The 22,063-nt window shown below is 68.8% G+C and carries 18 protein-coding genes and 1 riboswitch; of the genes, 12 read left to right on the forward strand and 6 right to left on the reverse strand.

Going from position 1 to position 22,063, the window contains the following annotated elements; translation table 11 throughout:
• Nucleotides 1-19: 19 nt before the first annotated feature.
• The 5 genes from FY549_RS09750 to FY549_RS09770 are packed head-to-tail and all read right to left on the reverse strand — an operon-like array spanning nucleotide 20 to nucleotide 5,578.
• Nucleotides 20-1,156, reverse strand: coding sequence for a cysteine desulfurase family protein (locus tag FY549_RS09750; protein WP_149084834.1), 1,137 nt, complete (start codon nucleotides 1,154-1,156; stop codon nucleotides 20-22).
• A 3-nt stretch (nucleotides 1,157-1,159) separates the two neighbouring features.
• Nucleotides 1,160-2,011: a carboxylating nicotinate-nucleotide diphosphorylase gene (gene nadC, locus FY549_RS09755; RefSeq protein ID WP_149084835.1), complete on the reverse strand. Its 852-nt coding sequence runs from the start codon at nucleotides 2,009-2,011 to the stop codon at nucleotides 1,160-1,162.
• Nucleotides 2,011-3,531 (reverse strand): L-aspartate oxidase, encoded by a 1,521-nt coding sequence (nadB, locus tag FY549_RS09760; protein ID WP_149084836.1) that lies wholly within the window; start codon nucleotides 3,529-3,531, stop codon nucleotides 2,011-2,013. The genes nadC and nadB overlap by 1 nt, the downstream gene beginning before the upstream one ends.
• The gene (gene nadA / locus FY549_RS09765) at nucleotides 3,528-4,865 is read right to left on the reverse strand and encodes a quinolinate synthase NadA (protein WP_149084837.1); all 1,338 of its coding nucleotides are present in this window, start codon (nucleotides 4,863-4,865) and stop codon (nucleotides 3,528-3,530) included. The genes nadB and nadA overlap by 4 nt, the downstream gene beginning before the upstream one ends.
• The gene (locus tag FY549_RS09770; protein ID WP_149084838.1) at nucleotides 4,862-5,578 is read right to left on the reverse strand and encodes an NUDIX hydrolase; all 717 of its coding nucleotides are present in this window, start codon (nucleotides 5,576-5,578) and stop codon (nucleotides 4,862-4,864) included. The genes nadA and FY549_RS09770 overlap by 4 nt, the downstream gene beginning before the upstream one ends.
• Before the next feature lie 265 nt (nucleotides 5,579-5,843).
• Between FY549_RS09770 and FY549_RS09775 the strand changes: the two genes are divergently transcribed.
• The 8 genes from FY549_RS09775 to gcvP all read left to right on the forward strand — a co-directional run bounded on the left by FY549_RS09775 (nucleotide 5,844) and on the right by gcvP (nucleotide 15,928).
• Nucleotides 5,844-7,535, forward strand: a complete 1,692-nt coding sequence (locus FY549_RS09775; protein ID WP_149084839.1) for an ABC transporter substrate-binding protein — start codon at nucleotides 5,844-5,846, stop codon at nucleotides 7,533-7,535.
• A gap of 41 nt (nucleotides 7,536-7,576) precedes the next feature.
• Nucleotides 7,577-8,572: an ABC transporter permease gene (locus tag FY549_RS09780; protein WP_149084840.1), complete on the forward strand. Its 996-nt coding sequence runs from the start codon at nucleotides 7,577-7,579 to the stop codon at nucleotides 8,570-8,572.
• On the forward strand, nucleotides 8,565-9,545 hold the full coding sequence (locus FY549_RS09785) for an ABC transporter permease (protein ID WP_149084841.1): 981 nt from the start codon (nucleotides 8,565-8,567) through the stop codon (nucleotides 9,543-9,545). Before FY549_RS09780 ends, FY549_RS09785 begins: the two co-directional genes overlap by 8 nt.
• Nucleotides 9,542-10,393, forward strand: coding sequence for an ABC transporter ATP-binding protein (locus tag FY549_RS09790; RefSeq protein WP_149084842.1), 852 nt, complete (start codon nucleotides 9,542-9,544; stop codon nucleotides 10,391-10,393). The genes FY549_RS09785 and FY549_RS09790 overlap by 4 nt, the downstream gene beginning before the upstream one ends.
• Nucleotides 10,390-11,268 (forward strand): ABC transporter ATP-binding protein, encoded by an 879-nt coding sequence (locus tag FY549_RS09795; protein ID WP_149084843.1) that lies wholly within the window; start codon nucleotides 10,390-10,392, stop codon nucleotides 11,266-11,268. The genes FY549_RS09790 and FY549_RS09795 overlap by 4 nt, the downstream gene beginning before the upstream one ends.
• A 28-nt stretch (nucleotides 11,269-11,296) precedes the next feature.
• Nucleotides 11,297-11,391, forward strand: a riboswitch (glycine riboswitch).
• Between the two features lie 151 nt (nucleotides 11,392-11,542).
• Nucleotides 11,543-12,652, forward strand: a complete 1,110-nt coding sequence (gcvT, locus tag FY549_RS09800) for a glycine cleavage system aminomethyltransferase GcvT (RefSeq protein WP_149084844.1) — start codon at nucleotides 11,543-11,545, stop codon at nucleotides 12,650-12,652.
• The gene (gene gcvH, locus FY549_RS09805) at nucleotides 12,649-13,026 is read left to right on the forward strand and encodes a glycine cleavage system protein GcvH (protein ID WP_149084845.1); all 378 of its coding nucleotides are present in this window, start codon (nucleotides 12,649-12,651) and stop codon (nucleotides 13,024-13,026) included. The genes gcvT and gcvH overlap by 4 nt, the downstream gene beginning before the upstream one ends.
• 61 nt (nucleotides 13,027-13,087) lie before the next feature.
• Complete coding sequence (gene gcvP, locus FY549_RS09810; RefSeq protein ID WP_374114494.1) at nucleotides 13,088-15,928, forward strand: aminomethyl-transferring glycine dehydrogenase; 2,841 nt, start codon at nucleotides 13,088-13,090, stop codon at nucleotides 15,926-15,928.
• Between the two features lie 90 nt (nucleotides 15,929-16,018).
• Here gcvP and FY549_RS09815 read toward each other — a convergent pair whose 3' ends face one another.
• On the reverse strand, nucleotides 16,019-16,513 hold the full coding sequence (locus FY549_RS09815) for a hypothetical protein (RefSeq protein ID WP_149084847.1): 495 nt from the start codon (nucleotides 16,511-16,513) through the stop codon (nucleotides 16,019-16,021).
• 277 nt (nucleotides 16,514-16,790) lie between these two features.
• Between FY549_RS09815 and FY549_RS09820 the strand changes: the two genes are divergently transcribed.
• The 4 genes from FY549_RS09820 to FY549_RS09835 all read left to right on the forward strand — a co-directional run bounded on the left by FY549_RS09820 (nucleotide 16,791) and on the right by FY549_RS09835 (nucleotide 22,060).
• Entirely contained in the window at nucleotides 16,791-18,425 is a 1,635-nt protein-coding gene (locus FY549_RS09820) for an ABC transporter substrate-binding protein (RefSeq protein WP_149084848.1), read from the forward strand.
• Nucleotides 18,426-18,526: 101 nt separating this feature from the next.
• Nucleotides 18,527-19,453, forward strand: a complete 927-nt coding sequence (locus FY549_RS09825) for an ABC transporter permease (protein ID WP_149084849.1) — start codon at nucleotides 18,527-18,529, stop codon at nucleotides 19,451-19,453.
• The gene (locus FY549_RS09830; protein WP_149084850.1) at nucleotides 19,446-20,390 is read left to right on the forward strand and encodes an ABC transporter permease; all 945 of its coding nucleotides are present in this window, start codon (nucleotides 19,446-19,448) and stop codon (nucleotides 20,388-20,390) included. Before FY549_RS09825 ends, FY549_RS09830 begins: the two co-directional genes overlap by 8 nt.
• Nucleotides 20,387-22,060, forward strand: coding sequence for a dipeptide ABC transporter ATP-binding protein (locus FY549_RS09835; RefSeq protein WP_149084851.1), 1,674 nt, complete (start codon nucleotides 20,387-20,389; stop codon nucleotides 22,058-22,060). Before FY549_RS09830 ends, FY549_RS09835 begins: the two co-directional genes overlap by 4 nt.
• Nucleotides 22,061-22,063 lie beyond the last annotated feature (3 nt).

The raw sequence follows: 22,063 nt of genomic DNA on the forward strand, positions 1-22,063 counted from the left end.
CAGAGTCTATGGCCGCCGGTCAGCCCCGGACGGCATCGACCGCCTCCGCGACGAGGGCGGCCAGGCGCTCCGGAGCGCCAGGCGGAAGGACCGTGCGCCCGAACGTGAAGCGGACGGACGTCCGTGCGATCTCGGGGGCGATGCCGCAGGCGAGGAGCACGGGCGAGGGGTCATCGCTCCCGGCCGCGCACGCGGAGCCGCTGGAGGAGATGACCCCGCGACGCTCCAGCTCGAGGAGCACGGCCTCGCCGCTCACCCCGGCGATCGTGAAGCTCGCGGTGGCGGGGAGCCGTTCCTCGGGGTGTCCCGTGAGCTCGGCTTCCGGGACCCGGTGCCGCACGGCCGCGATGAACCGGGCCGTCGCCGCACCGACCCGATCCGCAGTGTCAGCGCGTTCCTGCTCCGCGAGCTCGAGGGCCACCGCCAGCCCGACCGCACCCGCGACGTCCACGGTGCCGGATCGTCGCCCGCGCTCCTGGCCCCCGCCGTGCAGCAGCGGCTCCAGGGGGAGGCGCCCCCGCACGACGAGCGCACCCGTGCCCTTGGGGGCGCCGAGCTTGTGCCCGGCGATCGACACGGCGTCGGCATCCAGGTCGTGAAGCGGCAGCCAGCCTGCCGACTGCACCGCGTCGACGTGGAAGGGCACGCGGCGGGCGCGAACGACGTCCCGCACGCTCGCCGTGTCCTGGACGGTGCCGATCTCGTTGTTCGCGTGACCGATGGACACGAGCGCCGTGTCGTCGGTGAGGACCGCCTCGACGGCTGCGGGCGTGATCCGCCCCGAGGCATCGACGGCGGGCATGGCGACCGTCACACCGTGGAACCGCGCCAGGTACCGGGCCGACTCCCGGATCGACTCGTGCTCGATCGGAGACACCACGACGCGGCGACGGCCGGAACCCAGCGCCCCGAGCACGAGTCCTTTCACGGCCAGGTTGTTCGCTTCGGTCCCGCCGCTCGTGAAGACGACGTCTCCGCTGCGAGCCCCGAAGACGCGCGCGACGCGGGCCCGGGCGTCCTTCACGGCCCGCGCGGCCGCCTCGCCGGCGGTGTGGTGGCTCGCCGGGTTCCCGAACACGTCGGTGAGGAACGGTTCCATGGCCGCCCGCACCTCGGGGCGCACGGGGGAGGTCGCGGCGTGATCGAGGTACAGCACGGGTCAGTCGATCCGGAGGTCGAGGCCGAGATCGAGCGCCCGGGCGGAGTGCGTGAGGGCGCCCACCGAGATCACGTCCACCCCGGTCTCGGCGATGGCGCGGACCGTGGTCAGGTCGACGCCGCCCGAGGCTTCCACGGTCGCTCGCTCGCCGATGAGTGCAACGCCCGCCCGCAGGTCGTCCAGCGAGAAGTTGTCGAGGAGCACCGTCTGCGCCCCGCCTTCCAGCACGGCGGGGATCTGGTCGAGGCGGTCGACCTCGACCACGACGTGTGCGGTGTGCGGCAGCCGGGAGAGGGCGTCGCGAAGGGCCGTCGCCAGGTCGAGTCCGGAGCGCCGAAGGACAGCGAGGTGGTTGTCCTTGGCCATGACCGCATCGGAGAGGGAGTACCGATGATTCCTGCCCCCACCGGACTCGACGGCGTGACGCTCGAACGCCCGCAGTCCCGGTGTCGTCTTCCGGGTGTCGGCGATGCGCGCGTGCGTGCCCTCGACCTCGCGCACGTATGCGGCGGTCAGGGTCGCGATACCCGACATCCGCTGCACGAAGTTCAACGCCACCCGCTCGGCGGTGAGGACCGTCCGCGCGGGTCCGGTCACGGTGGCCAGGACGTCGGTCGCCCCGAAGGCGTCGCCGTCGCCCACGTGCACATCGACGGCGACCTCAGGGTCGGTGAGGAGGAACGCGGCGCTGAAGACGCCACCGCCGCTGAACACGCCGTCCTCCCGGGCGACGAGGTCGGCCGTCGCTGTCGCCGTGGACGGGAGCAGGGTGGCGCTCGTGAGGTCTCCCCACGGGGCGTCCTCCTCGAGGGCGGCTCCGACGACGCGGTGCAGAGTGGCGCGAGTGAGCATCAGGCGGTCTCCAGAATCGGGACGGGTGCGGCGTGCGAGGCGGAAGAGGAGGGGTCGTCGCGATGGTGCGCACCGACCGAGACGGGGCGTGCCGACGCGGCGCGGATGGTGGCGTCGGCGAGCAGCAGCAGGTTGCGGTCCTCGTGCGCGCGGACGTCGAGCGCGGGCGGCATCCCGGCGGCCCACGCGCGGACGATGCCGAGGGCACGCTGCAGACCGCGGCCGGACCGCCGCAGCCCGACCTCGTCCCACACCAGTCGCTGCAGGGCGTGACGGGAGAAGGGCGGAGGCGTGGCCGGCGAACCCCCGTTCTCCTGGCCGTCCCGTGGGGGTGTCGAGGCCGCCCCCACGGCGTCCGGCCACGGCTCGTCCAGCGCGGCAGCGGCCCTTGCTCCGAAGACGGCCCCCTCGAGGAGCGAGTTGGAGGCGAGCCGGTTCGCACCGTGGACCCCGGTGCGAGCGACCTCGCCGACGGCGTACAGGCCCGGGACGGTCGTGCGGCCGTCGTGATCGGTGACCACGCCGCCCATGAGGTAGTGGGCCGCAGGCATCACCGGCAGCGGTTCGCGGGACCAGTCGTAGCCGCGGTCGCGCGTCACCCGGTCGATGGTCGGGAAGCGGCGAGCGAGCCGGTCCGCTCCCAGTGCCGTCGCGTCGAGGTGCACCGGGGTCCCCTGCGCGGCCGCTTGTCGGGCGATGGCCCTCGCGACGACGTCGCGTGGGGCGAGCTCGCCGTCGGGATGGCTGTCGAACACGAAGCGGCGCCCGCTGCGGTCGCGCAGAACGGCGCCCTCCCCGCGGATGGCTTCGGAGAGCAGGAACACGGGGTCGCCGGTGAGCACGGTCGGGTGGAACTGCACGAACTCCAGATCGGCGATCGCCGCACCGGCGCGCAGAGCTGCGGCCACGCCGTCGCCCGTCGCCTCCGCCGGGTTCGTCGTGTGGGCGTAGAGCTGACCGGCGCCGCCGGTCGCGAGGATCACGGCGTCCGCCGAGAGGTCGATCGCGGTGCCGGCGACGAGGACCGTCAGCCCGCGCGCCCGCCCGCCCCGCACGGCGATGTCGAGGAGCATCGTCTGCTCGCGAACGATGATCGGAGTGCGGCGAACGGCTGCGCCCAGGGCGGCGGAGATCGCGGCGCCCGTCGCATCGCCGCCGGCGTGCAGGATGCGGGCGTGGGTGTGCGCAGCCTCGCGGCCCCTGGCGAATCCACCGTCCGAGGTGCGGTCGAAGGGGACGCCGCGCGCGAGGAGCTCGGCGATGCGCGCACTCCCGTCGGTCACGAGCACGTCCACCGCCGTCGGGTCGCTGAGGCCGGCACCCGCGGTGACCGTGTCGGCGGCGTGCGCGGCCGGTCCGTCACCCGGTCCGTAGCTGCCGGCCACACCGCCCTGCGCGAGCGGAGTGCAGCCGCCGCCGAGCCGGCCCTTCGTCACGACGGTGACCGTGTGCCCGGCCTCGTGCGCGTGGAGAGCGGCGGTCAGCCCGGCGATCCCGGACCCGACCACGACGACGTTCATCGGGACCCGGCCGTCGCCGGGGGCTTGGCGGCCAGCATCCGCTCGAGCGCGAGGCGGGCGGGCGCGGCGACATCGGGCGAGACGGAGATCCGGTTCGGGGTGCGCCCAGCGACCAGCTCCTCCAGCACCCAGGCGAGGTAGCCGGGGTGGATGCGGTACATGGTGGAGCATGGGCAGACGACCGGGTCCAGGCAGAAGATCCGGTGCTGCGGGTATTGTGCGGCCAAGCGGCGCACGAGGTTGATCTCGGTCCCGATGGCGAAGGTCGTCGGCTCCGTCGCATCGGCGATCGCCCGGCGGATGTACTCGGTGGAGCCCGCTTCATCGGCCGCATCCACGACCTCCATCGGGCACTCCGGGTGCACGATCACGCGGACCGCTGGATGCTGCGCGCGTGCCTGGTCGATCTGCGCCACGGTGAATCGCCGGTGCACGGAGCAGAATCCGTGCCAGAGGATCACCTGTGCGTCCAGGAGCGCCTCGGCCGTGGATCCGCCGAGCTCACGCCGCGGGTTCCACATCGGCATCCGGTCGAGTGGCACGCCCATGGCCTTCGCGGTGTTCCGGCCGAGGTGCTGGTCCGGGAAGAAGAGGACCCGGCGTCCGCGGGCGAACGCCCATTCGAGCACGGTCTTCGCGTTGGAGGAGGTGCACACGATGCCCCCGTGCCGCCCGACGAAGCCCTTGATCGCCGCCGAGGAGTTCATGTACGTCACGGGGACGACGGGCACGAGGCCGTCGGCGTCCGGGGTGTCCAGGTCGCCGAACACGTCGGCGAGCTGCTCCCAGCACTCCTCCACCTGGTCGATGTCGGCCATGTCCGCCATCGAGCAGCCCGCCGCGAGGTTCGGCAGGATCACCGCCTGATCCGGCTGCGAGAGGAGGTCGGCGGTCTCCGCCATGAAGTGCACCCCGCAGAAGACGATCGCCTCCGCGTCCGGCCGCATCGTGGCGGCGGTGGCGAGTTGGAACGAGTCGCCCACCTCGTCCGCATGCGTCACGACCTCCTCGCGCTGGTAGAAGTGGCCGAGGATCACGACGCGGTCGCCGAGCACGTCCTTCGCCTCCGCGATGCGACGGTGGAGCTCCTCTTCGCTCGCCTCGCGATACGCGGCGGGAAGCTCCCCCTGCCGAGGGGCGCCGGTCGGGATGACGTCGCCCATGGACGAACCAGGGCCGTAGCCCGGCCGCGTGTCGAAGTCCCACGGCCCGACCGCGAGGTCGGTGGTGCAGGTGGAGTCGGTGGAGGCCCCGCCGACGATGGCCTGGATGGCGTGGTCGACGGACGGGTCCGACGACGGGACGGCGGGCGTCGGGACGAAGGTGATGCTCATCGGGTTCTCGTTTCCTCGGGACGGAGCGGACCGCGGTCGGCCAGCTCGACATCGGTGTCGTCGCGGTACAGGCGGGCGGGCCTGTGGCTCCCGGTGCGGAAGCGGTCGGTCCGGCTCAGGTTGCCCGCGGCCTCGACCTGCCGCCGGAAGTTCGCCGGGTCGAGCGGTCGCCCCAGGATGGATTCGTATGCCTCCCGGAGTTCGGCGAGGGTGAACTCCGTGGGCAGGAACCCCTGAGCGACGCGGCTGTAGCCGACTTTGTTGCGCAGCCGCCAGAGCGCGTAGGCGATGATCTCGTGGTGATCGAAGGCGAGGGCGGGAAGGTCGCCCACGTCGAACCACTCCACGTTCTCCGGTGTGCGACCCGACGCTCGGTGCGCCGCGATCTGGGCTTCGACGTCGTCCTGTCGCAGCAGTGCCCAGTAGACGATCGAGACGACCCGGGAGGGGGAGCGGTCGACGGCGCCGAAGGCGTACAGCTGCTCCAGGTAGGTGGGCGCGAGTCCCGTGGTCTCGGCGAGGGTGCGGGCCGAGGCATCGACCGGGGACTCCTCGGGGGTGAGCCACCCGCCCGGCAGCGCCCATCGTCGCGCGAACGGCTCGCGGGTGCGCCGGACGAGGGGGAGCGCGAGGACGGGCGGACCGTCGTCGCCGCGGCGCAGGGTGAGGATCACCGTCGAGACGGCGACGCGGATGTCTCCACTTCGAGTCATAAGTACCTTAACCTCCGTCACCGATCTTAGTGTCATAGCGACCCTTAGTGGGCGCGGATGACGAGGAAGGCGTCGAGTCCGAAACGTTATCTCCCGGCAGCCGGAAGGCTTGTCCCTCCGGAGTGGGTTTGTTAGGTTACTGTCCTAACAAACCCCTTCGAGGGCGGCCCGCAGGCCACCTCCCGGGGTTCCCGTGAACCCCGCCCGGGGTTCGGCTCCAACCGGAGAATCCCTCCTGCAGTGCAGCACCGAGAGGAAATGACGAATGATCCGTAACGGAAAGCGCAAAATCGCGCTCACGGCGGTCGCGGGGGCCTCGGTCCTCGCTCTGGGCCTGACGGCCTGTGGCAGTGGCGGGGGCGACGGCGGCGACGCCGACGGCGACCGCGCACTCCGTGTCTGGGCCGGAAGCCAGACGCCGATCACCGCGAACTACAACCCGTTCGCGCCCACCGTGCTCCACGGTGCGCTCGGCCCGATCTACGAACCCCTGTTCTTCTACAACAAGACCCAGGACGCCGAGCCCGTCGGCCTGATCGGCGACTCGTTCGAGTTCAACGAGGACGGCACCCAGATCACGGTGAAGATCAAGCCGGACCTCAAGTGGAGCGATGGCGAGCCGCTCACCGCGGAGGACGTGGTCTTCTCCTTCACGTACGAGGCGAACAACCCCGAGGGCAACGGGCTCGTCTCCGCCGAGGCGACGGACGACACGACCGCCGTCCTCACCTACTCGAGCGCGCAGTACACCACCGAGTTCCAGCGCATGGGCTCCAGCTACATCCTGCCCGAGCACATCTGGAAGGACGTCACCGACTTCGCGAACTTCGCGAACGAGGAGCCCGTCGGGTCGGGACCGTACGTCGTGGACAAGACGACGAGCGAGTCGTACACCCTGGTCGCGAACGAGAACTACCGCGGCGCGGACGAGCTCGCCGTGAAGAAGGTCCAGTACATCGCGGTCGACAACAACCAGACCGCCCAGGACCTCCTCGCGGCCGGGAAGCTCGACTGGACCGGCATGTTCATCCCGAACCCGGACGACGTCACGGGCAACGGCAAGATCGAGTGGATCAACACCCCGCAGGACCCCACGGTGCTCTACACCTGCTCGAACGCGGAGCTCGGGTGCACCGGTCCGCAGACGGACGTGGCGGTGCGCCAGGCGCTGAACGTCGCCATCGATCGTGCGACCATCAAGGACAAGGCGTTCGTCGGCCTCACCGGCGACATCTCGCCCGCGTACACGCTGCTGCCGCGCGATGAGAAGTGGCTCGCCGACCCCGCCAACGAGGTCAGCCCGCAGGAGGCGAACGCCGCAGAGGCCGGGGAGATCCTCGAGGCCGCCGGCTACACCAAGGGATCGTCCGGCATCTACGAGAAGGACGGCGCCCCGGTCGAGCTCAGCCTGATCTCGGTGGACGGCTGGACCGACTACAACGACGCCGCGAAGCTCATCGCCGAGCAGGCCGAGGCCGCGGGCATCAAGGTCACGGCCTCGACCGTGCAGTGGCAGGAGTTCTCCGACGCGCGCCAGGGCGGGGACTTCCAGCTCATCGTCGGCGGCGTCATCGGCACGTCGGTCGCCGACCCGTTCCAGATCTACCGTGACTGGTTCGGCGGCACCGAGGTCCAGTCCACCAGCCCGGTCGGCACCGAGATCCCCGCCGGTCGCTGGAACTTCAGCCGGTACAGCAACCCGACCGTCGACGCGGCCATCCAGTCCGCGATCAGCACGAACGACGAGGCCGAGAAGAAGGAGCTGTACGCCACGATCCAGACCGAGATCGTGCGTGACCTGCCCTACATCCCGCTCGTGATCAACGCGACGCAGACCTTCTACAACACGAAGGACTACACCGGCTGGCCGACGGAGGAGGAGCTCTACGCCTTCCCGCCGTCCTGGGGTGCCATCGCCGCCGGGTACGTGCTGACGCAGATCAAGCCCGCCGGCTGATCCGCACGAGTAGGGGAAGCAGGAAGTCAGGACACGGTGACATGAAGTTCTATGCACGACGGATCGGGTTCTACGCGTTCACGCTGTGGGCCGCGATCTCCATCAACTTCCTGCTTCCCCGGCTCATGCCGGGGGATCCCGCCGACATCATGATCGCGAAGATGCAGCGGGCAGGCGGAGAGGTCTCCGAGACCACCATCCGCAACATCAAGCTCCTGCTCGGCGGGGACGACGCGTCGCTCTGGGAGCAGTATCTCGCCTACTGGGGACGCATGTTCCAGGGCGATCTCGGGGTGTCGGTGACGAAGTTCCCCACCCCGGTGACCGAGCTGATCGCCGGAGCGCTGCCGTGGACGCTGGTGCTGGTCGGGACCGCGACGGTCATCTCCTTCCTGCTCGGCGTTGCCCTCGGCGCCTGGGCGGGATGGAAGCGCGGCACCTGGGTCGACCACCTCATCCCCGCGACCACCGTCCTGCAGTCCATTCCCTACTTCTGGCTGGCACTCATCCTCGTGGCGGTCTTCGCGGTCGGGCTGGGATGGTTCCCGATCTTCGGCGGCTACGACGTCTTCGACTTCCCGGATGGACCGGAGCCCACCTGGGCGTTCTTCTCGGACGCCGTCGCGCATTCGCTCCTTCCGGCCATCACGATCGTCATCAGCTCTGTGGGCGGCTGGATGTTCGGAATGCGGAACATGATGGTCTCCACCCTCGCCGAGGACTACGTCCTCACCGCCGAGGCGAAGGGCCTGCGCCCGCGGCGCATCATGACGACCTACGCCGCGCGGAACGCGGCCATCCCCTCGATCGCGGGATTCTCGATCACGCTGGGCTTCGTGGTCGCCGGCTCCATCGTCATGGAGCAGGTGTTCACGTACCCCGGGGTCGGCAAGCTGATGTTCCAGGCCGTCACCAACAACGACTATGCGCTGATGCAGGGGCTGTTCCTCGTCATCACCCTCACGGTGCTCGTCGCCAACTTCTTCATGGACCTCGTCTATGGCTTCATCGACCCGAGGGCTCGCCAGAATGTCTGACACGAAGAACCCGCTCCTCACGGAGGAGCCCCCCACGATCGCTCCCGAGAGCACCGTCGCCGTGGCGACGCAGCGCCAGGAGCGCACCCGCCGCCGGATCCTGCCGAGCCGCTCGCCGAAGTTCATCGTGGGTGCGATCCTCGTCCTCGCCATCGTGCTGTTCGCGATCATCGCGCCCTTCTTCACGCAGAACCCGCGCAGCACCGACAACCCGGCGCTCGCCGCGCCCTCGGCGGAGCACTGGCTCGGGACCACCAAGCTCGGCAACGACGTGTTCGCCCAGCTCGCGATCGGGGCGCAGGGATCGCTCCTGATCGGGGTCACGGCCGGTGGCATCGCCATCGTGCTGTCCCTCCTCTTCGGGGTCCTGGCCGGGTACCTCGGCGGCTGGCGGGAAGACGCCCTCGCGCTGCTGACCAACGTCATGATCGTGATCCCCGGCCTGCCGCTGGTCATGGTGATCGCGTCGTTCGTGCCGCAGCGCAGTTGGCAGCTCGTCGCCTTCGTCCTCGGCATCACCTCCTGGGCGGGCGCGGCGTACGTGCTGCGGCTGCAGACCCGCTCCCTCCGCACCCGCGACTACGTCTACGCCTCGAAGGTGGCGGGCGAGAGATCGCTGCGGGTCATCCTCGTCGAGATCATGCCCAACCTGCTCCCGCTGCTCACCGCGCAGTTCCTCTTCGCGATCATCTTCGCCATCCTGGGCGAGGCAGGACTGTCGTACCTCGGTCTCGGGCCCAACTCCTCGATAACCTGGGGCTCGATCCTGAACGATGCGCAGTCCGGTCAGGCGCTCGGCCGAGGCGCGTGGTGGTGGTTCGTGCCGCCGGGCATCATGATCGCGATCCTCGGCGCGGGTCTCGCGCTGATCAACTTCGCCATCGACGAGGTCATCAACCCGAAGCTGCGCAATGCACCCGACGCGGCCCGTCGGCAGCGCAAGGCCGCGAAGGAGAAGGGGGTCACCGCATGAGCGAGGCCGTGCTCACCGCCAGGAACGTCTCGATCGAGTACGAAGTCGATCCGCCCGTCGAGGCCGTCCGGGACGTCTCGCTGACCCTCCACCGTGGCGAGATCCTCGGGCTCGCCGGGGAGTCGGGCTGCGGCAAGACGACGCTGGCCTACGGGATGAACCGGTTGCTCAAGGCGCCCGCGCTGATGACGGGCGGCGAGATCGTGTTCCACGACCGCGACGGCCACGACATCGACGTCGTCGGCCTCGACGGCGAGGGCCTGCGGGCGTTCCGCTGGGACAAGATCTCCATGGTGTTCCAGGGCGCCATGAACTCTCTCAACCCCGTCATCTCGGTCAAGGCGCAGATCTTCGACATCTTCGACACGCACCGCCCCGGCATGTCGAAGAGGGCCAAGCAGGAGCGCGCCGAGGAACTGCTCACGCTCGTCGGCGTGGATCCCGGCAGGCTCACGAGCTTCCCGCACGAACTGTCGGGTGGCATGCGCCAGCGCATGATGATCGCGATGGCGCTCGCGCTGGACCCGCAGGTGATGATCATGGACGAGCCGACCACGGCGCTCGACGTGGTCGTGCAGCGGGGCATCATCCGGGAGATCATGCGCCTGCGCGAGAGGCTCGGCTTCGCGGTCATCTTCATCACGCACGACCTGCCCATGCTCATCGAGATCAGCGACCGTATCGCCGTCATGCTGCAGGGACGGATCGTCGAGCAGGGCACGGCGGAAGAGATCTACCGCAACCCGCAGCACGAGTACACCCAGCGGCTGCTGTCGAGCTTCCCGTCCCTCACCGGGACCCGGGGCGACTTCGTCCGCGGCGGCGTGAACCAGGAGGTCATCCGATGAGCGCGGACGGAACACGGGGCGCGGGCACCCTCGAGGCGAGGAACCTCGTCAAGGACTTCCACCTGCGGTCGGGTTTCCGCACGAGCATCCTGCACGCGGTGAAAGACGTCTCGTTCACGCTCGAGGCGGGTCGGACCACGGCCCTCGTCGGCGAGTCCGGCTCGGGCAAGTCCACCATCGCGCGGATGCTCATGAAGCTGGAGACCCCGACCTCGGGGAGCATCCTCCTCGACGGCGAGCCGTCCGGGACCAGGGGTTCTGCGCTCGAGCGCTACCGCTCGGACGTGCAGATGGTGTTCCAGGACCCGTTCGCCTCGCTCAACCCCTTCCACACGATCGTGCATCACCTGGAGCGGCCGATCCGGCTGCACCACCCGAAGCTGGACAGCCGCGAGGTACGGGCCCGGGCGATCGAGCTCCTGGAGCGGGTGCGGCTGACGCCGGGGGAGAGTTTCGCGGAGCGCCGCCCGCACGAGCTCTCCGGCGGACAGCGGCAGCGCGTGGCGATCGCACGAGCCCTGGCGCCGGGTGCCCGCTTCATCGTGGCCGACGAGCCGGTGTCGATGCTCGACGTGTCGATCCGGCTCGGCGTGCTCAACCTGCTGGCCGAGTTGCAGCGCGAGGAGAACCTCGGGGTCCTCTACATCACGCATGACCTGGCGACCGCGCGGCACTTCTCCGACGACATCATGGTCCTCTACAAGGGCGACGTGGTGGAGCGGGGCCCGGCCGACGACGTGATCCTGAACCCGCAGCACGAGTACACCAGGACCCTCCTGGCGGCGGCCCCCGAGCCGGAGAACCTCGGCAGGCTCCGTGACGAGGTCAGGGCCGAGCTCGCTCTGGGCTCCTGGGCCGGCGGAGGAGACCGCTAGACTGATCGCACAATCGAAGACAGGCCGAACGACCGACGCGGGAGAGCCCCGGCGCACGCAGCCGGGCACCGAAGGAGCAAGCCTCCCCGCCAATCTCTCAGGTACGCGTACCGCGCAGGTCCGGCCGCTCTGAAAAGCGATCCCGAGCATCGGGGGATCCGCCGACGGTGAAAGCCCTGTGCGCGAGCGCGGGCGAAGCTCTCAGGCCCATGACAGAGGGGGAGTTCCCAGGGACGCCGACGTCGTCCCGCCCGACCCAGCCCGGGAGAACTCCATGTCCGACCCCCGCTACACCCCGTTGCGCGAGCGCCATGAGGCGCTGGGCGCCTCCTTCACCGATTTCGGCGGCTGGCAGATGCCGGTGCGCTACACGTCCGACCTCGCCGAGCACCACGCGGTACGCCAGGCCGCGGGCATCTTCGATATCTCGCACATGGCGGAGTTCACGGTCCGTGGAGCCGATGCCGGGGCTTTCCTGGACTACGCCCTCGCCGGGCGGCTGTCGGCGCTCGCGGTGGGCAAGGCGAAGTACTCGTTGCTCCTGACGCCCGAGGGCGGCATCGTCGACGACCTGATCGTCTACCGCCTGGCCGACGACGACTTCCTCATCATCGCCAACGCCGGCAATCGCGATGCCGTGCACGCGGCGCTCACGGAGCGCACCGTCGACGGCGAAGCCGTGGAGGTCGCGGATGTGTCGGACGACTACGCGCTGATCGCCGTGCAGGGGCCGCGCGCCGAGGAGATCCTCGCGGCCACCGAGGGCATCGCCGACGTCAGCGTCCCGTGGGCGGAGCAGAAGTACTACGCGTGGGCGACCGCGTCGTTCGCCGGGGACCCGCTGCTCCTCGCCCGCACGGGCTACACGGGGGAGGACGGCTTCGAGCTCCTCGTCCCCGTGGCCCACGCGACCGCGCTGTGGGACGCGGTCCTCGACGCTGGCACCCCGCTGGGCCTGGTCCCCGCCGGCCTCGCGGCGCGCGACACCCTCCGGCTGGAGGCGGGTATGCCGCTGTACGGCCATGAGCTGAGTCTCGACACCGCGCCCGCCCAGGCCGGCCTCGGCCGCGTGGTCGTGGCCACGAAGGAGCGCTTCGTCGGTAAAGACGCTCCCACGCCCGCCGTGGACGCCCGCGTGCTCGTCGGCCTGACCGCGGAGGGGCGGCGTGCCGGACGTGCCGGGTATGCGGTCGTCGACGCCGACGGGACCGCGATCGGCGAGATCACCAGCGGCGCCCTGAGCCCGACGCTCGGCCACCCCATCGCGATGGCCTACGTCGACCCTTCTTCCGCGGAAGAGGGAACCGCAGTATTCCTTGATGTGCGGGGGACCCGCATCCCCGCGACCGTGACCGCCCTGCCTTTCTACCGGAGGACAAAATGACCGACCTCAGCGCACTCCGCTACACCGACGAGCACGAGTGGATCGCCGGCGACGGCGACACCGTCACCATCGGCATCACCGACTACGCCGCCGAGAAGCTCGGGGACGTCGTCTTCGTCGAGCTGCCCGCCGTCGGCACCGAACTGACCGCAGGCTCGGTGGTCGGCGAGATCGAGTCGACGAAGTCGGTCGGGGAGCTCTACGCTCCGGTCGCCGGCACGGTCGTCGAGGTCAACGACGCCGTCGTCGACGACCCCTCGCTCGTCAACGCCGAGCCGTTCGAGGGCGGCTGGCTGCTCAAGGTGCACGTCGCCGCCGGTGCGCTGGACGGACTGCTGGACCGCGACGCGTACGTCGCACTCACGGAGGGCTGATCCGGACGTGGTTGCCTTCGCCGATCGTCACATTGGACCGACCGAAGCCGCCCAGCGCACGATGCTCGACGCGCTCGGCCTCGGCTCCGTCGACAGCGGGACGCTGAGCCCGGTCGAGGAGCTCATGCGTCAGGCCGTCCCCGCCTCGATCTACACGGGACCGGACGACGCGGTCGCCGACTCCCGCATCCCGGTGGCCGCGTCGGAGACCGAGGCGCTGGCCGAGCTGCGCGCCCTGGCCGCGCGGAACACCGTGAACCGCTCGATGATCGGCCTCGGCTACTACGGCACCGTCACGCCGCAGGTCATCCAGCGCAACGTGCTCGAGAACCCGTCCTGGTACACGGCCTACACGCCGTACCAGCCCGAGATCTCCCAGGGCCGGCTCGAAGCGCTCATCAACTTCCAGACGATGGTGGCCGAACTCACCGGGCTCACGACCGCGAACGCGTCCATGCTCGACGAGTCCACCGCTGTCGTGGAGGCGATGCTGCTCGCACGCCGGGCCTCCAAGACCACGTCGAACGTGTTCGCGGTCGACGCCGACGCGCTGCCCCAGACGAAGGCGATGCTCGCCTCCCGAGCGGAGGCTCTGGGAATCGAGCTCGTCACGGTCGACTTCGCGGCGGGGGAGGAGCTGCCCGCCGAGCTCTTCGGGGTGTTCGTGCAGTATCCGGGTGCCTCCGGCCGCGTGTGGGACCCGTCCGCGGTGTTCGACGCCGCGCACCTCGCCGGCGCGCTCGCCGTCGCGGCCGCCGACCTGCTCGCGCTGACGCTCCTCACCGCGCCCGGCACCCTCGGGGCCGACGTGGCCGTGGGCACGACCCAGCGCTTCGGCGTGCCGATGGGCTTCGGGGGACCGCACGCCGGCTACATGGCGGTGCGCGCAGGCCTGGAGCGGCAGCTTCCCGGACGCCTCGTCGGCGTCTCCGTCGACGCCGAGGGGAAGCCCGCGTACCGGCTCTCGCTGCAGACTCGTGAGCAGCACATCCGCCGCGAGAAGGCGACGTCGAACATCTGCACCGCGCAGGTGCTGCTCGCCGTCATGGCCTCCATGTATGCGGTCTACCACGGCCCGGACGGGCTCCGGGCGATCGCCCGTGACGTCACCGCCAAGGCGTCCCTGCTGCGCGACTGGCTCGTGGAGGCCGGGGTCGAGGTCGTCCACCAGCACTTCTTCGACACGCTCACCGTTCGGGTTCCGGGCCGGGCGGCGGAGTACGCCGACCAGGCGCGGGGCGGCTATGGCATCCTGCTGCGGGTCGCGGACGTCGACACGATCGGCATCGCGGTCGACGAGACGACCACGGTGGCCGAGCTGCACCAGGTCGCGCGGGTCTTCGGTGGGAAGCAGGAGCGCGCCTTCGGGTTCAGTCCCGGTGAGGCCGACGCGCTGCCGGACGCCCTCCGCCGCGAGGACGAGTACCTCACGCACCCGGTGTTCCACAGCCACCGCAGCGAGACGGCCATGATGCGGTATCTGAAGAGCCTGGCCGACCGGGACTACGCCCTCGACCGCGGCATGATCCCGCTCGGCTCATGCACGATGAAGCTCAACGCCGCCACCGAGATGGCGGCCATCACCTGGCCGGAGTTCGCGGGCATCCACCCCTTCGCGCCGGAGGCCGACGTGCACGGCTACCTGGAGCTCATCGACCAGCTCGAGGGCTGGCTCGCCGAGATCACCGGGTATGACGCGGTGTCGCTGCAGCCGAATGCCGGCTCGCAGGGCGAGCTGGCGGGCCTCCTCGCGATCCGCGGCTACCACCGCGCGAACGGCGACGACCACCGCATCGTGTGCCTCATCCCGTCCTCCGCCCACGGCACGAACGCGGCCTCCGCCGTGCTCGCCGGCATGAAGGTCGTCGTGGTGGCGAGCGACGCGCTCGGCAACGTCGACCTGGACGACCTTCGCGCGAAGATCGCGCAGCATGCCGACGACCTGGCGGCGCTGATGATCACGTATCCGTCCACGCATGGCGTGTACGAGGAGCAGGTCGTCGAGATCACCGGGGCGGTGCACGCGGCCGGCGGTCAGGTGTACGTCGACGGCGCGAACCTCAACGCGCTCCTCGGCTACGCGCGATTCGGCGACCTCGGCGGCGACGTCTCGCACCTCAACCTGCACAAGACCTTCGCCATCCCGCACGGCGGCGGCGGCCCGGGCATCGGTCCTGTCGCGGCGAAGGCGCACCTCGCGCCGTACCTGCCGTCGCACCCGCTCGCGCAGCGCTCCGAGCACTTCGGCGGCCACACGTTCGAGGGCGCGGTCATCTCCGCGGCCCCGTACGGCTCCGCGGGCATCCTCCCGATCTCGTGGGCGTACGTGCGCATGATGGGGGCCGAGGGCCTCGGGCGTGCGACAGCCGCGGCGGTCCTCTCGGCGAACTACATCGCCGAGCGCCTCGGCGGCCACTTCCCCGTGCTCTACACGGGGGAGAGCGGACGGGTGGCGCACGAGTGCATCCTCGACCTGCGTCCGCTCAAGGAGGCCACCGGCATCTCCGTCGACGACGTCGCCAAGCGCCTGATCGACTACGGATTCCACGCGCCGACGATGTCGTTCCCGGTCGCCGGCACCCTCATGGTGGAGCCCACCGAGTCGGAGGACCTCGACGAGATCGAGCGCTTCATCGAGGCGATGATCATGATCAAGGCCGAGGCGGACGCCGTCGCCGCGGGGCGCTGGCCGGCGGACGACAATCCTCTCGTGCACGCCCCGCACACGGCGGCGTCGCTCATCGCAGGGGAGTGGTCGCACGCCTACACCCGCGAGGAGGCCGCCTACCCGGTGCGTGCCCTGGTCGCCGCCAAGTACTGGCCGCCGGTCCGCCGGATCGACCAGGCCTACGGCGACCGCAACCTCGTCTGCGCCTGCCCGCCGATCGAGGCCTTCGCCTGATCCGCAACCGCACGACGAACGGCGTCGCGCCCGCCTCACGGCGGCGCGGCGCCGTTCTCATTGCGCCATGTTTCCGAACGGCCTCCGGAGTCAGGTCGTGTACTGGATTGTTATCGTCCGGACTCCTCCGCTGAAGGGCGCCCACGGATCCGGCGTGGTGAAGTACAGCTGGCCGAGCGTTGTGCCCGTACGTGCGGTAACCGTCTTGCTGGGTGCCCACGTTACGTACCCGGTCGGGCACAGTGTTTTCGGATTGCCGCTGACGCCGAGGCCGTTGCTTCCCATCGTCAGTTGCAGGCAGTCACCTCGTGGCATCTTCACCGGTTCCACGACAACGGTGCGGAGCGTGGCCTTACTCGATGACAGACGTTGCCACGTTGTCTTGACGCGGACCTCGAAGGTGTTGTTGCGCGAGTCCTGAAAGGTCAGGTTCTTCTGGACGAGCTGCGTCGACGGCGTGTTCGCGAGGTCGGCGTACACAGCCGACGCTGCGCTCGCCGGTACGGCGGCGATCACGGCGCCGAAGACGCCGACGGCGGCGGCTGAGATCAGCGCGCGCACTCGCATCTTGGTCTTCTTCTTCATGGAAATCCCTCCTCCAATCGAGGGCCGCTGCTCCGGCCCTGGAAGCCAGGCTAGGTGCCCAGATGCACGCGCGCTAGGAGGGGCGAGCGCAACATGTCGGTCTCGGAATCAGCGGAGCCATCCCCTCCCGTGTTTCCGTCATGTGACAGATGGTCACCACTCAGTAACAGTTCGTTAGCCGAATGTCCTGGACGCGCGACCCCCGGGTTACGCTCAGGTATCCCTGCGCGCTCGACGATGAGCCGCGCAGAATTCCCACGTCCACAGGAGGACAAAAGTGAAGCGCAACAAGATCGCCCTCGCGGGCAGCGCACTGTTCGTGATCGGCGCCCTGACTCTCGCCGGCTGCGCGAGCGGTGGCGGCAACACGAGCGACGGAGGAAGCGACGCGAACGCGGATGCCGATGCCATCATCACCACGAACGGCTCCGAGCCGGAGAACCCCCTCATCCCGACCAACACCAATGAGGTCGGCGGCGGCAAGATCCTCGACGAGATCTTCGCCGGACTCGTCTACTACGACGCCGAGGGCAAGCCGGTCAACGACATGGCCGAGGAGATCATCACGGATGACCCCCAGCACCTCACAATCAAGCTGAAGAAGGGGCAGACCTTCACCAACGGTGAGGAGGTCACGGCGGACAACTTCATCAAGGCGTGGAACGAGGGTGCGAAAGCCTCGAACGCGCACCTGTCGGGGTACTTCTTCGAGGACATCGAAGGCTTCAGCTACGAAGAGGACACCGAGCTCACCGGCCTCGAGCAGGTCGACGACTACACGTTCACCATCGCGCTGAACAAGCCAGCCTCGGACTTCGCACTGCGTCTCGGGTATTCGGCGTACTACCCGTTGCCCGATGTCGCTTTCGAGGACATGGAGGCCTTCGGACAGAACCCCATCGGCAACGGTCCCTACATGATCGATGGTGAGGACGCCTGGCAGCATGACGTGCAGATCGACCTGGTCCGTAACGACGACTACGAGGGCGGACGACAGCCGAAGAACGGCGGGCTGACGATCAAGTTCTACGCGACCCAGGAGTCCGCGTACGCCGACCTCCTCGGGAACGAGGTGGACGTGATCGACGCGATCCCGACCAACTCCCTTCCGGTGTTCACCGACGAACTCGGCGATCGCGCCGTGAACCAGCCTTCCGCCGTGTTCCAGTCGTTCACCATCGGCCAGTTCCTCCCGCACTTCAGCGGCGAAGAGGGCAAGCTGCGCCGCCAGGCAATCTCGATGGCCATCAACCGGGAAGAGATCACCGAGACGATCTTCTCGGGCACCCGCACTCCAGCTGCTGACTTCACCTCGCCGGTGATCGCGGGCTGGTCGGAGGAAATCCCCGGCAACGAGGTTCTGGACTACGACCCGGAGAAGGCGAAGGAACTGTGGGCAGAGGCCGACGCCATCTCGCCGTGGGAGGGTGACTTCAAGATCGCTTACAACGCCGACGGCGGACACGACGCGTGGGTTGACGCGGTCAGCAACAGCATCAAGAACACGCTCGGCATCGAGGCATCCGGCGACCCGTACCCGACCTTCCAGGATCTGCGCACCAAGGTGAACGACCGCACCATCACCACCGCGGCACGCTCCGGCTGGCAGGCCGACTACCCGGGTCTGTACAACTTCCTCGGCCCGCTCTACGCGACGGGGGCCAGCTCTAACGACGGCGACTACACGAGCCCGGAGTTCGATGAGCTCATCAAGGCCGGCATCAGCAACCCTGACCCGGACGCTCAGCTCGAGGACTTCACCAAGGCCCAGGAGGTCCTGTTCCAGGATCTTCCGGCGATCCCGCTCTGGTACTCGAACGTGACCGGTGGTTACAGCGAGAACGTCGACAACGTGACGTTCGGCTGGAACTCGGTTCCGCTCTACCACGAGATCACGAAGGCCGGCGAGTAAGTCTGACGGCACTTCACCTGTGAGGCGGTGGCGATCTTCGTCACCGCCTCACAGGCTGTGTTCGGCTCGCTTTCTTTGCCCCTCACAGAAGGGACAAGCGGATGCTCGGTTACATTCTGAGACGTCTTCTGCAGGTGATCCCGGTCTTCTTCGGAGCCACCCTGCTCATCTATTTCCTGGTTTTCGCCATGCCCGGCGACCCCATCCTCGCTCTGTTCGGCGACAAGACCCCAAATCCGGCTGTCATCGAGCAGCTCCGTGAGCAGTACCACCTGAACGACCCGTTCCTCGTCCAGTACTGGTACTACATCACCGGGGTGTTCCAGGGCGACCTCGGGACGACCTACTCCGGTCGCCCGGTGTCGACAGTTCTAGCGGCGACCTTGCCTGTGACAGGGCGCCTGGCCGTCATGGCGATCGGCATCGAGTTCGTGCTTGCCATCGTCATCGGCACGATCTCCGCGCTGCGGAAGGGCAAATTCTTCGACAATGTCTCGCTCATGGTCGCACTCGTGGCGATTGCCATACCCATCTTCGTCGTCGCATTCCTCGCGCAGTACTTCCTCGCTATTCAACTCGGGTGGTTCAAGCCGACCGTCGGGGCGGACAATGACTGGGGTGGCCTTTGGCTCCCCGCCATCGTGCTCGGGTTCAGTCTCTACGCCGTGAGTATGCGGCTGATGCGAAGCTCCGTCATCGACACCCTCAATCAGGACTGGGTGCGTACTGCCTACGGCAAGGGGCTCTCGCGGAATCGCGTGCTCCCCGTCCACGTGCTGCGAAACTCCCTCATTCCCGTCATCACCAACTCGGCCACCAACTTCGGAGTCCTCCTCGTGGGGGCCACCGTCACGGAGGGCATCTTCAACGTGCCGGGTGTCGGCAACACCCTCTTCGAAGCGATCCGACGGGGCGAGGGCCCGACGGTCGTCTCGTTCGTCACGGTCTTCGTCATCCTGTACGTCCTGGTGAACCTGCTCATCGACCTGCTCTATGGTCTGCTCGACCCGAGGATTCGCTATGTCTGATCCCACGACCCAGAATCACTTCGTCGCCCCTGTCGAGACGGAGTCCATCAACGTCGACGCCGTCCGGATCTCCGAGAAGCCCAGCAACCTCTGGCGCGATGCGTGGCGCGACGTGCGCCGTCGGCCGCTCTTCTGGTTCTCGGTTGTGCTGGCGTTGGTGTTCCTCCTCATGGCCGTCTGGCCGACGTTGTTCACGTCGACCCCGCCGAACAGCGACTGCCAGCTCTCCAACAGCAACGGGGGCCCGACGGAAGGCCACCCACTCGGATTCACATTCCAAGGGTGCGACATCTACGCCCGGATCGTGTGGGGATCGCAGACCTCGCTCGCGGTGGGCCTCATCGCCACCGTCATCTCCTCGATCCTCGGACTGATCATGGGGGCCCTGGCGGGCTTTTACGGCGGCTGGCTGGACTCGGTCCTCTCTCGCGTCGGTGACATCTTCTTCGCGATCCCGTACATCCTCGCCGCCGTGGTCGTGATGACGGTGCTGAAGGACGCGCGCTCGGTCTGGACACTGGCTCTCGCCATCGGCGGGTTCGCGTGGGCCTCAACAGCGCGAGTCGTCAGGGCGGAGATCCTCCGCGTACGGCAGGCGGACTTCGTCATGGCATCTCGGGCCCTGGGGCAATCCAAGTTCCGAGTCCTCCTCAGCCATGTCGTACCCAATGCGATCGCACCATTGCTGGTCGTCTCGACCCTCGGTCTGGCGGCAGCGATCGTCGCGGAGTCGACATTGTCGTTCCTCGGGGTCGGGCTCGGCAGCGAGGTCATGTCGTGGGGTAATGACATCGCCAGGGCACAGGCTTCGCTTCGCGTCGCTCCGATGTCCCTCATCTATCCGGCGCTCGCCCTCACCCTCGCGGTGCTCGCGTTCGTCACCCTGGGCGAGCTCATCCGAGACGCCCTCGATCCGAAGGCGAGGGCTCGCCGATGAGCGACCGCAACACCCCACAGATGCCGCTGCTGAGCGTGCGCGACCTCACCGTCGCGTTCCGCACCCAGGGCGGGATGCGCGAGGTCCTGCACGGGGTCACGTTCGACGTGATGCCCGGTGAGACGGTGGCCATCGTCGGCGAGTCCGGCTCGGGCAAGTCGACCACGGCGACCGCCATCGTCGACCTCCTCCCGGGCACGGGGACGATCACGGGCGGGTCCATCACACTGGAGGGTCGCCCGCTGACCGGGCTGAGCCGGCGCGACATGGAGGCGGTGCGCGGCCGAGACATCGGCTTCGTCCCGCAGGACCCGATGTCGAGCCTGAACCCGGTGTGGAGCATCGGCTTCCAGGTGAAGGAGGCCGTCCGTGCGAACGGCGTCGCCCAGGGGCGCGCCGCGGCGAAGGCCCGGACGATCGAGGTGCTGCAGCAGGCCGGATTGGCGGATGCTGAGCGTCGCCTGCACCAGTACCCGCACCAGTTCTCCGGCGGGATGCGCCAGCGCGCGTTGATCGGGATCGGGCTCGCGGCCGACCCGAAGCTCCTCATCGCCGACGAGCCGACCTCGGCTCTCGACGTGACGGTGCAGCGGGTCATCCTCGACCACATGGCGTCGCTGACGCGCGACAAGGGCACCTCGGTGCTTCTGATCACGCACGACCTGGGACTCGCGGCCGAACGCGCCGAGAAGATCATCGTCATGAACGGCGGCAACATCGTCGAGGCGGGTCCCAGCCGGCAGATCCTGGAGAACCCGCAGCACCCGTACACGAAGCGACTGGTCGCCGCGGCGCCCAGCGTCGCCTCGCAGCGGATCCAGGCGGTCGTGGAGGACCGGGGTATCGAGACGCTCGACGACCTGGCCGACATCCCGCCGACGGTCCGCGTGGCCGGTCTGACCAAGGACTACAAGATCAGGCAGGGCAACTTCCGTAGCGAGGCGTTCCGGGCGGTGGACGACGTGTCGTTCGAGATCCCCCGAGGAAAGACGCTGGCCCTCGTCGGAGAGTCGGGATCCGGCAAGTCCACGGTCGCCAAGATGGTCCTCAAGCTGGAGGAGCCGACGAGCGGGACGATCGAGATCGACGGGCAGGACGTGTCTCATCTGTCGAACGCGCAGTCGTTCGGACTCCGCCGGCGCATGCAGCCGGTGTTCCAGGATCCCTACGGGTCGCTGGACCCGCTGCGGAACATCGGGAACACCATCGCGGAGCCGCTGCAGATCCACGGCGTCGGCGACCGAGCCTCGCATCGGGCTCGCGTGGCGGAGCTCCTGGAGCAGGTCGCCCTGCCGCAGGCGCTGGCCACGCGCTACCCGAACGAGCTCTCCGGCGGACAGCGTCAGCGCGTCGCGATCGCGCGTGCGCTGGCGCTCAAGCCGGACATCATCGTCCTCGACGAGGCGGTGTCGGCGCTCGACGTGCTCGTGCAGGATCAGATCCTGCAGCTGCTCGCCGAACTCCAGTCGGAGCTGAACCTGACCTACCTCTTCATCACGCACGACCTCGCGGTCGTCCGGGTCTCCAGCGACCTGGTCTGCGTCATGGAGAAGGGCAAGGTCGTCGAGCAGGGCACGGTCGACGAGATCTTCGCGAACCCGCAGGAGGAGTACACGGATCGTCTTCTCAAGGCGATCCCTGGCGCGTCGATCCCACTCGGCGGCCGCTGAGGT

The sequence above is a fragment of the Microbacterium sp. 1S1 genome, from assembly GCF_008271365.1.
GTDB lineage: Bacteria > Actinomycetota > Actinomycetes > Actinomycetales > Microbacteriaceae > Microbacterium.

Bases quoted from the DNA above. Each gene is read 5' to 3' on its own strand.
- nadC (WP_149084835.1), bottom strand. From the start codon at position 2,011: ATGCTCACTCGCGCCACTCTGCACCGCGTCGTCGGAGCCGCCCTCGAG.
- nadB (WP_149084836.1), bottom strand. From the start codon at position 3,531: ATGAACGTCGTCGTGGTCGGGTCCGGGATCGCCGGGCTGACCGCCGCT.
- nadA (WP_149084837.1), bottom strand. From the start codon at position 4,865: ATGAGCATCACCTTCGTCCCGACGCCCGCCGTCCCGTCGTCGGACCCG.
- FY549_RS09770 (WP_149084838.1), bottom strand. From the start codon at position 5,578: ATGACTCGAAGTGGAGACATCCGCGTCGCCGTCTCGACGGTGATCCTC.
- FY549_RS09775 (WP_149084839.1), top strand. From the start codon at position 5,844: ATGATCCGTAACGGAAAGCGCAAAATCGCGCTCACGGCGGTCGCGGGG.
- FY549_RS09780 (WP_149084840.1), top strand. From the start codon at position 7,577: ATGAAGTTCTATGCACGACGGATCGGGTTCTACGCGTTCACGCTGTGG.
- FY549_RS09785 (WP_149084841.1), top strand. From the start codon at position 8,565: ATGTCTGACACGAAGAACCCGCTCCTCACGGAGGAGCCCCCCACGATC.
- FY549_RS09790 (WP_149084842.1), top strand. From the start codon at position 9,542: ATGAGCGAGGCCGTGCTCACCGCCAGGAACGTCTCGATCGAGTACGAA.
- FY549_RS09795 (WP_149084843.1), top strand. From the start codon at position 10,390: ATGAGCGCGGACGGAACACGGGGCGCGGGCACCCTCGAGGCGAGGAAC.
- gcvT (WP_149084844.1), top strand. From the start codon at position 11,543: ATGTCCGACCCCCGCTACACCCCGTTGCGCGAGCGCCATGAGGCGCTG.
- gcvH (WP_149084845.1), top strand. From the start codon at position 12,649: ATGACCGACCTCAGCGCACTCCGCTACACCGACGAGCACGAGTGGATC.
- gcvP (WP_374114494.1), top strand. From the start codon at position 13,088: ATGCTCGACGCGCTCGGCCTCGGCTCCGTCGACAGCGGGACGCTGAGC.
- FY549_RS09815 (WP_149084847.1), bottom strand. From the start codon at position 16,513: ATGAAGAAGAAGACCAAGATGCGAGTGCGCGCGCTGATCTCAGCCGCC.
- FY549_RS09825 (WP_149084849.1), top strand. From the start codon at position 18,527: ATGCTCGGTTACATTCTGAGACGTCTTCTGCAGGTGATCCCGGTCTTC.
- FY549_RS09830 (WP_149084850.1), top strand. From the start codon at position 19,446: ATGTCTGATCCCACGACCCAGAATCACTTCGTCGCCCCTGTCGAGACG.
- FY549_RS09835 (WP_149084851.1), top strand. From the start codon at position 20,387: ATGAGCGACCGCAACACCCCACAGATGCCGCTGCTGAGCGTGCGCGAC.